At 34.2% G+C, this 7605-nt stretch carries 7 protein-coding genes; all 7 read right to left on the reverse strand.

What is annotated here, in order from left to right; translation table 11 throughout:
• The coding region (locus tag KW502_RS14775; RefSeq protein WP_500793358.1) for a DUF6712 family protein at positions 1–1075 on the reverse strand (1075 nt) is incomplete at its 3' end.
• 186 nt (positions 1076–1261) lie between these two features.
• Positions 1262–2566 carry a ribosome biogenesis GTPase Der gene (der, locus tag KW502_RS14780; RefSeq protein WP_219041327.1) on the reverse strand — a complete coding sequence of 435 codons (1305 nt, stop codon included), beginning with the start codon at positions 2564–2566 and terminating at the stop codon, positions 1262–1264.
• 87 nt (positions 2567–2653) lie between these two features.
• Positions 2654–3538, reverse strand: coding sequence for a GTPase Era (gene era / locus KW502_RS14785; RefSeq protein WP_219041328.1), 885 nt, complete (start codon positions 3536–3538; stop codon positions 2654–2656).
• 88 nt (positions 3539–3626) lie between these two features.
• Complete coding sequence (locus tag KW502_RS14790; RefSeq protein WP_219041329.1) at positions 3627–5543, reverse strand: M1 family metallopeptidase; 1917 nt, start codon at positions 5541–5543, stop codon at positions 3627–3629.
• Positions 5544–5611: 68 nt separating this feature from the next.
• Entirely contained in the window at positions 5612–6265 is a 654-nt protein-coding gene (gene trhA, locus KW502_RS14795; RefSeq protein ID WP_255554282.1) for a PAQR family membrane homeostasis protein TrhA, read from the reverse strand.
• Positions 6266–6321: 56 nt separating this feature from the next.
• The gene (locus KW502_RS14800; protein ID WP_219041331.1) at positions 6322–6816 is read right to left on the reverse strand and encodes a GreA/GreB family elongation factor; all 495 of its coding nucleotides are present in this window, start codon (positions 6814–6816) and stop codon (positions 6322–6324) included.
• A gap of 123 nt (positions 6817–6939) precedes the next feature.
• Positions 6940–7404: an RNA methyltransferase gene (locus KW502_RS14805; protein ID WP_219041332.1), complete on the reverse strand. Its 465-nt coding sequence runs from the start codon at positions 7402–7404 to the stop codon at positions 6940–6942.
• Between the last annotated feature and the right edge of the window lie 201 nt (positions 7405–7605).

The raw sequence follows: 7605 nt of genomic DNA on the forward strand, positions 1-7605 counted from the left end.
CCGCTGTCCCATCTACAGAAGTATGGCTAAACTTTCCTTCTCCAAGATCTGTAAATACATCGCTATTGCTGGTTAATAATTCGATGATCTCGTCGTAAACAGCGCCTTCATTCTCAATATCATTAACTACATCACCGATCACTTCTACTGTAACCCCTTCTCCATTGGCATTGGTGAATACATAATTATTATTCACATCTCTAGTGTAACTCACTGTATTGGCATCAAAGTCTACCGCTGTCCCATCTACAGAAGTATGGCTAAACTTTCCTTCTCCAAGATCTGTAAATACATCGCTATTGCTGGTTAATAATTCGATGATCTCGTCGTAAACAGCGCCTTCATTCTCAATATCATTCACCACATCACCGATCACTTCTACTGTAACCCCTTCTCCATTGGCATTGGTGAATACATAATTATTATTCACATCTCTAGTGTAACTCACTGTATTGGCATCAAAGTCTACCGCTGTCCCATCTACAGAAGTATGGCTAAACTTTCCTTCTCCAAGATCTGTAAATACATCGCTATTGCTGGTTAATAATTCGATGATCTCGTCGTAAACAGCGCCTTCATTCTCAATATCATTAACCACATCACCTATAACATTGATCGTTAGGCTTTCATTATTATCATTGGTAAAAGTATAGCTCCCATCAGGGTTTATCGTGTAACTTACGGTATTGGCATCAAATTCTACCTCATTACCCGATTCGTTAGTATATATAAAAGTACCATCAGGGTAACTAGCAATAGAAGTATTGGTCTCCTCCGCTACTTCTTCTGAAATAAGTAATTTCCTCCAACGACCAGCATACCAGTAATAATAACCTGGAACCAATTGTGAAGTCTTATTCGTGTTGAAAACAAGTAAACTTTGTACATTTCCTGACGTGATAGTTTCTTGATCAATAAGGTTTTTTAATTGAATTCTAGGAATGAGGATTCCTCTATCACTAGATTCTACATCTAATTGCGCCGAAGAATTAGGCAGATCTGTACCTATACCAACTTGTGCATTGGAAAAAATACAAACAAATAAAAATACTGAAACAAGTATTATTTTACTCATATAACGAGGGGTTTATGCTGAGCTAAAAATAAATTTAAAACTTTTATATTTTTAAATTTATCGACAAAACTACCATTTAGACCGATGAACCGCACCTTAAGTGTTAATTTTAACACATAAAAAATGCTCTCAACTAAGAATTAATTGAGAGCATTACGTTATAAGATAAATAAAAGTATAAAGTATTTATTTTTTTCGCATATAAACAGAAATAGGAACTCCATTAAAATCAAATTTTTCTCGAAGTTTATTTTCTAAAAATCGCTTATAGGGATCTTTCACATATTGTGGTAAATTACAAAAAAATGCGAATTGAGGTTGCGGAGTTGGCAACTGAGTAACAAATTTAATTTTTACAAATTTCCCTTTATATGCTGGGGGAGAGTAATGCTCTATAATTGGCAACATCGTGTCGTTAAGCTCACTTGTTTTAATTTTTTTACTTCTATTTTTATAAACTTCAACAGCTGTTTCGATGGCTTTATAGATTCTTTGTTTATTTAAGACTGAAATAAAAACAATAGGCACATCGGTAAAAGGTTCAATTTCTCGTCTAATATTCGCCTCGATTTCTTTCATGGTATTGGTCTCTTTCTCCATTAAATCCCATTTGTTTACCAAAATCACAATTCCTTTACGGTTACGTTGTGCTAGCCAAAAAATATTTTGTACTTGTCCATCAAAACCTCTAGTGGCATCAAAAATAAGAATACAAACATCTGAATGCTCAATGGCACGAACGCTTCGCATCACCGAGTAAAATTCTAAATCTTCTTTTACCTTGGTCTTTCTTCTAATTCCGGCAGTATCTACCAAATTAAACTCAAAACCAAAACGATTATATTTAGTATCTATAGCATCACGAGTCGTACCCGCAATATCGGTTACGATATACCGATCTTCACCAATTAAAGCATTGATAAATGATGATTTTCCTGCGTTTGGACGACCTACTACAGCAAACCTTGGTAAATTTACTTCTTCTACTTCTTCTTTTTCAGGAAGCGCTTCAATTAAGGCATCTAGAAGTTCACCAGTACCACTACCATTAATTCCCGCAATGGTATAATATTCCCCCAGGCCTAAACTATAAAATTCTACAGCATCTGCTTGACGCGCACTATTATCTACTTTATTAACAGCTAAAAATACTGGTTTTTTTACCTTTCGTAGTAATTTAGCCACATCTTCATCCATAGGAGTAATACCAGAATCTACATCTACCATAAAAATAATAGCATCTGCTTCATCAATAGCTAGCTCTACTTGTTTGTCTATTTCTGCTTCAAATTCATCATCACTACCAACAATATAGCCGCCAGTATCAATTAATGAAAACTCTTTACCATTCCAATCAGACTTACCATAATGACGGTCTCTTGTGACGCCACTTACAGAGTCTACAATCGCCTCACGACGTTGAATTAAACGATTAAAAAAGGTAGATTTCCCTACGTTTGGTCTCCCAACTATAGCTACAATATTGCTCATATGAATTGATATTTACGGCACAAAAATACAGCTTAAAATATAGATTTTAAGCATGCTAAAGATTGTTTTATATTTTTTTATTGAAATTTATTTCTGGTTGTACCCAAAGCGTTTTAGCTGACGGTCATCACTACGCCAGTTTTTATTCACTTTTGCATACAATTCTAAGTGTACTTGTTTACCAAAAAACTTCTCTAAATCTTTTCTAGCTTCTACACCTACTCTTTTAATGGCAGTACCTTTATGACCAATGATAATCCCTTTTTGCGTTTCACGCTCCACCATAATAACGCTTCGCATTCTGATGATATTTTCTTCTTCAAAAAACTCTTCAGTATCTACTTCTACACTATAAGGAATCTCTTTCTTATAATTTAAAAGAATTTTTTCTCGAACTATTTCATTTACAAAAAAGCGTTCAGGCTTATCTGTCAGGGCTTCTTTATCGTAAAAAGGTGGCGAATCTGGAAGTAATTCTAAAATACGATTAAATACTTCTGGAACGCCAAAATTTTCTAAGGCTGAAATGGCAAAAATCTCTGCATTTGGTACTTTTTCTTTCCAAAACATCACTTGCTCTTCAACCAAGCTTTGATTGCTTTTATCTATTTTATTTAGCAGTAATAATACAGGAATTTCAGAATGAGTAATTTTGTTAAAAAAACTTTCATCCTTTAATTCTTGCTCTCCTATTTCAACTAAATAAACCAATACATCTGCATCTTCAAAAGCAGATTTCACAAAATCCATCATCGAAGATTGAAGCTCGTAAGCAGGTTTGATAATACCGGGAGTATCACTTAACACCACCTGAAAGTCTTCTCCATTTACGATGCCTAAAATACGGTGACGTGTGGTTTGCGCTTTTGAAGTAATGATCGATAACCGTTCTCCTACAAACGCATTCATTAAAGTAGATTTCCCTACATTAGGGTTTCCGATGATATTTACAAAACCAGCTTTGTGTGCCATAAAAAATAAATTAAGCGACAAAGATACTTTAAAATTGATTAGAAACTAAAAAGCCACTCGCAAAGGAGTGGCTTTTTTTAAATGAAGATTAATTTTTCTTCTTCCAAACATCATTACTACTATGAATGTCTGGCACTTGTTTTTCTGCATCAAACTCTACTTTCTCTACCTCTTTATTAGTGGGTAAAAAATGTTCCCATTTGTTGCCTCTTTGCCAAATCTCTACTGGAAGATTTACAGCTGTTGCTGTACCATCGGTATAGGTGACTTTTAATTTTACGGGCATAGGGATTTCTCCTTCTTTCGAAAGATGAATTAAAAATCCGTTTTCGGTTTTTTCTACATCACTTACCGCAATATCTATATTTTCTGTTCCGTAGAACCAACCTTTCCAGAACCAGTTTAAATTTTCTCCTACCGAGTTTTCTATATGATTGAAAAAATCTGCAGGTTGTGGGTGCTTAAATGCCCAAGTTTTAATGTAAGATTTAAACGCTTGATCAAATCTTTTTGGACCTAAAATATAATTTCTTAATGTGATTAACCCTACCGCAGGCTTGTAATATGCCGTGTAGCCTAAATTTCTTAAATTAGTTACATCGGGGTAGGTATCTATTCCTTCTCTGGTTTCTTTTTTAAGGTAAGGAACGATAGAACGAGTTTGATCTAAAGTCGAAGGATATTCTGAGTCGTTAAATTCATTTGAACTAAAGTGATTAATAAAGGTGTTAAAGCCTTCATCCATCCAAGCAAATTTTCTTTCATTAGAACCAACAATCATAGGGAACCAGTTGTGACCAAATTCATGATCGGTAACTCCCCACAATGAAGCTTCTTTAGATCTCCAACTACAAAAACTTAAACCAGGATATTCCATCCCTCCAATTTCTGCAGCAACATTTACTGCATTTTTATAGGGGTAAGGGTAATAATTTTCTGAATAAAATTCTATAGAAGCCTTGGTATACTCGGTAGATCTAGACCAAGCTTTTTGTCCATCACTTTCTTTAGGATAAGCAGACTGTGCTAAAGCTTTACGATCATCTTCTAAATTAATTCTGGCAGCATCCCAAATAAAAGCATTGGAAGCTCCAAAGGCCACATCGTGCGTATTTTCCATTTTAAAATGCCACGTATTTTTACCTGAAGTTTTATTATAAGCCTGAGCTGTACCTACTTCTTCTGGTTTAATGATATAAGTGGTCTCTTCTGTCTCTTTAGCTTTTTTCCATCTATTTAATTGAGTTTTGGTAAGTACATCTTTAGGATTTTGCAAATCACCAGAACCTACAACAGTATAATTATAAGGTACGGTCACCTCATAATCGTAATCACCATATTCTAGATAAAACTCTCCTGCTCCTAAATAAGGTTCGACATTCCAACCAGTTACATCATCAAATACCGCCACTCTAGGGTACCATTGAGCCATAGCATAAATCCAGCCTTGTTCTACATCTAATCTTCCCATACGGTCCATACCATCTACAGGAATTTTATATGAAAATTTCATAGAAATTTTAGCTTTACCACCGTCTTCTTTTACAGCATCGTCTAAGAATATTTTCATTCTTGTATCCGTAATTAAGTATTCTGCTTGGTCGCCATCTACTTCCACCTCAGAAAGTGCATAACCTCCACTGGTGTCTCCATTATAACGATTACCAGCGGTTGGAGTGGTTAAAGTGCCTCGAGAATTATCTGTAAATCTATTTTGTTCTACATACAACCAGATAAAATCTAGTTTTTCTGGACTGTTATTGTAGTATTTAATTTCTACCTCTCCTGTCACGGTATGTGTTTCTGGATGAAGTTCTACTTTTAATTTATAATCTGCTTTATTTTGCCAATATTCTGGTCCTGGTTTCCCAGAAGCGCTTCGGTATACATTACCGCTTCTATACATAAAATCGTCGAACAACGATTGATTGTTTTCTTTTGCATCTTGCGCAAATACGCTCATCGCACCAAAGGTCACCAAGACTAAACCTAAGAGTGATTTCATTTTTAAATACATAAACCTTCTTTAAATTAATTTGTCGCTAATTTAAGAAATGAATAGAAATTTAAAGGCTAATTTCTTGTTGGAATTACATAATAGTAAATAGCTAAGTAATGACAAATAGATCCAGCCAAGACGAAAAAATGAAAAATTGCATGGTTAAACTTTAGTTTTTTCCACATAAATAGTAGAGCGCCAAAGGTATAGAATATTCCGCCTGCAAATAACCACCAAACACCTTCTATTGCTAGCTGATGAAGCAACGGCTTAAAAGCAAAAATCACTAACCACCCCATACCTATATACATAAGTGTAGAAATTAATTTAAACCTCCCAGTATAAAAGAGCTTTAAGAAAATTCCTATAAAAGCTAATGCCCAAACGATTACGAAAAGTAGTATACCTAAATCTCCCGAAAGAGTAACAAGCATAAAAGGAGTGTAAGTTCCTGCAATTAGTAAATAGATAGAAGCATGATCAAAAATATTGAGCCGAGCTCTTAATACTTTATTTTTAGCAGCGTGATAAAAAGTAGATGCGCCGTATAATATCACTAAACTTAATGAATAAATTATGGACGTGGTAAAATACATTGAACTCTCTAGAAGCAAAGCTTTTTTCACTAGACAAACCATACCAATTAAACTTAATAAAAGACCAAATCCGTGAGAAATAACATTAATACGTTCTTCTGTTTGGCTATAGTAGGAGGGGTATATTTTCAAAATAAAATTTTTCAATTTAGTTGAAATCGAAAGAAGCCTAATGATTAGACGAAAAATTAATAATTAATTTCTAAAATTTCAACACTTCTGCTTTCTTCTCCTAACTTAAAATTGACCTCCTCGTAAACAGACTTTCCTGTAATAGCTTTAGCCAAAGGTGCAACGAAAGCAATTTTCTGTTTTTTTATATTAGCTTCATCTACACCAACAATTTTAAATTCTTGGGTTTTCCCATTAATTTTCAATTTTACTCGAGCGCCAAACCTTACCTCATCTTGAATTTGATCTTCAGGCTGAATAACTCTAGCAGAAGCGATACGCTCTTTCAATGATAATAGCTGACCATCAATAACTCCTGACGCTCTTCTTTTTTCAGTTTCATTACTATAATCTCTAGAGGCTCTTTCTTCTTCAAGCTCTTTTTTTTCTTGAAGCAGATATTCATATCCTTCTGGAGTTACGTAATTGGTAACTCCATCTGGCAATGCTGCTCTTGGCGGAATCATAGGTGCTTCTTCTTGATCTTCTTCTTTTACAAATCCTCTACTCATAGCTTATTTATGATTAAAAATCCCCTTCCAGACCAGAAGTCCGAAAAGGGATTAGTTTAATATAAAGAATATTATGATATTTTACTTCATTTTTAAGAAGAACTTAACGGTAACTGCAAAATTTTAAAGAATAATTGTTCCTTTTAATCCGCGATCATACATTACAATACTTCCTGCAACAGAAACATTTAAGCTTAATGGTGTATTAAATTTTATAAGTTTATGACTTTTGGCTATAGCTTCTTTACTTAACCCATGATCTTCTGCGCCCAACAAATAAACACATCTTCTTGGGTGTTCAAACTCTTCTAGCCATTGAGCTTCTTGCGTAAGCTCTACGCCAATAAGTAATGCACTTTTAGGTAAATGCTCATAAAAATTTTCAAAATTATCGTAATGAAAGTAGGGTAAAGCGCCCACAGCTTTATGGGTATCACTTGCTTGTTTTTGATAGCGATTACCAATGGTAAATATAAAACTAGCTCCAAAATTTTGAGCTGATCGCCAAAGTACGCCTAAATTTTCAGGGGTTTTTCCATTTTGTATGCCAATTCCAAAATAACCTTGCTCTAAACTGTGAATTTTCATTAATTAATTTTAAAACGCTAATTTACTAGGTTTTCTAGAGAAGATAAAAAGAAAAAAACATCAAATATATCATTTCTAAGTTCAAGTAATAAGTGCAAAATTAATGTTTAAAACTCTTGGGGCTAGCCCCAAGAGTTTTAGGAACAATTGTTATATTAATCTTGCATGAAAAAATACAAGCAATTGACCACCCGCCAAAGG

It is taken from the genome of Mesonia aestuariivivens (assembly GCF_019311235.1).
GTDB lineage: Bacteria > Bacteroidota > Bacteroidia > Flavobacteriales > Flavobacteriaceae > Mesonia > Mesonia aestuariivivens.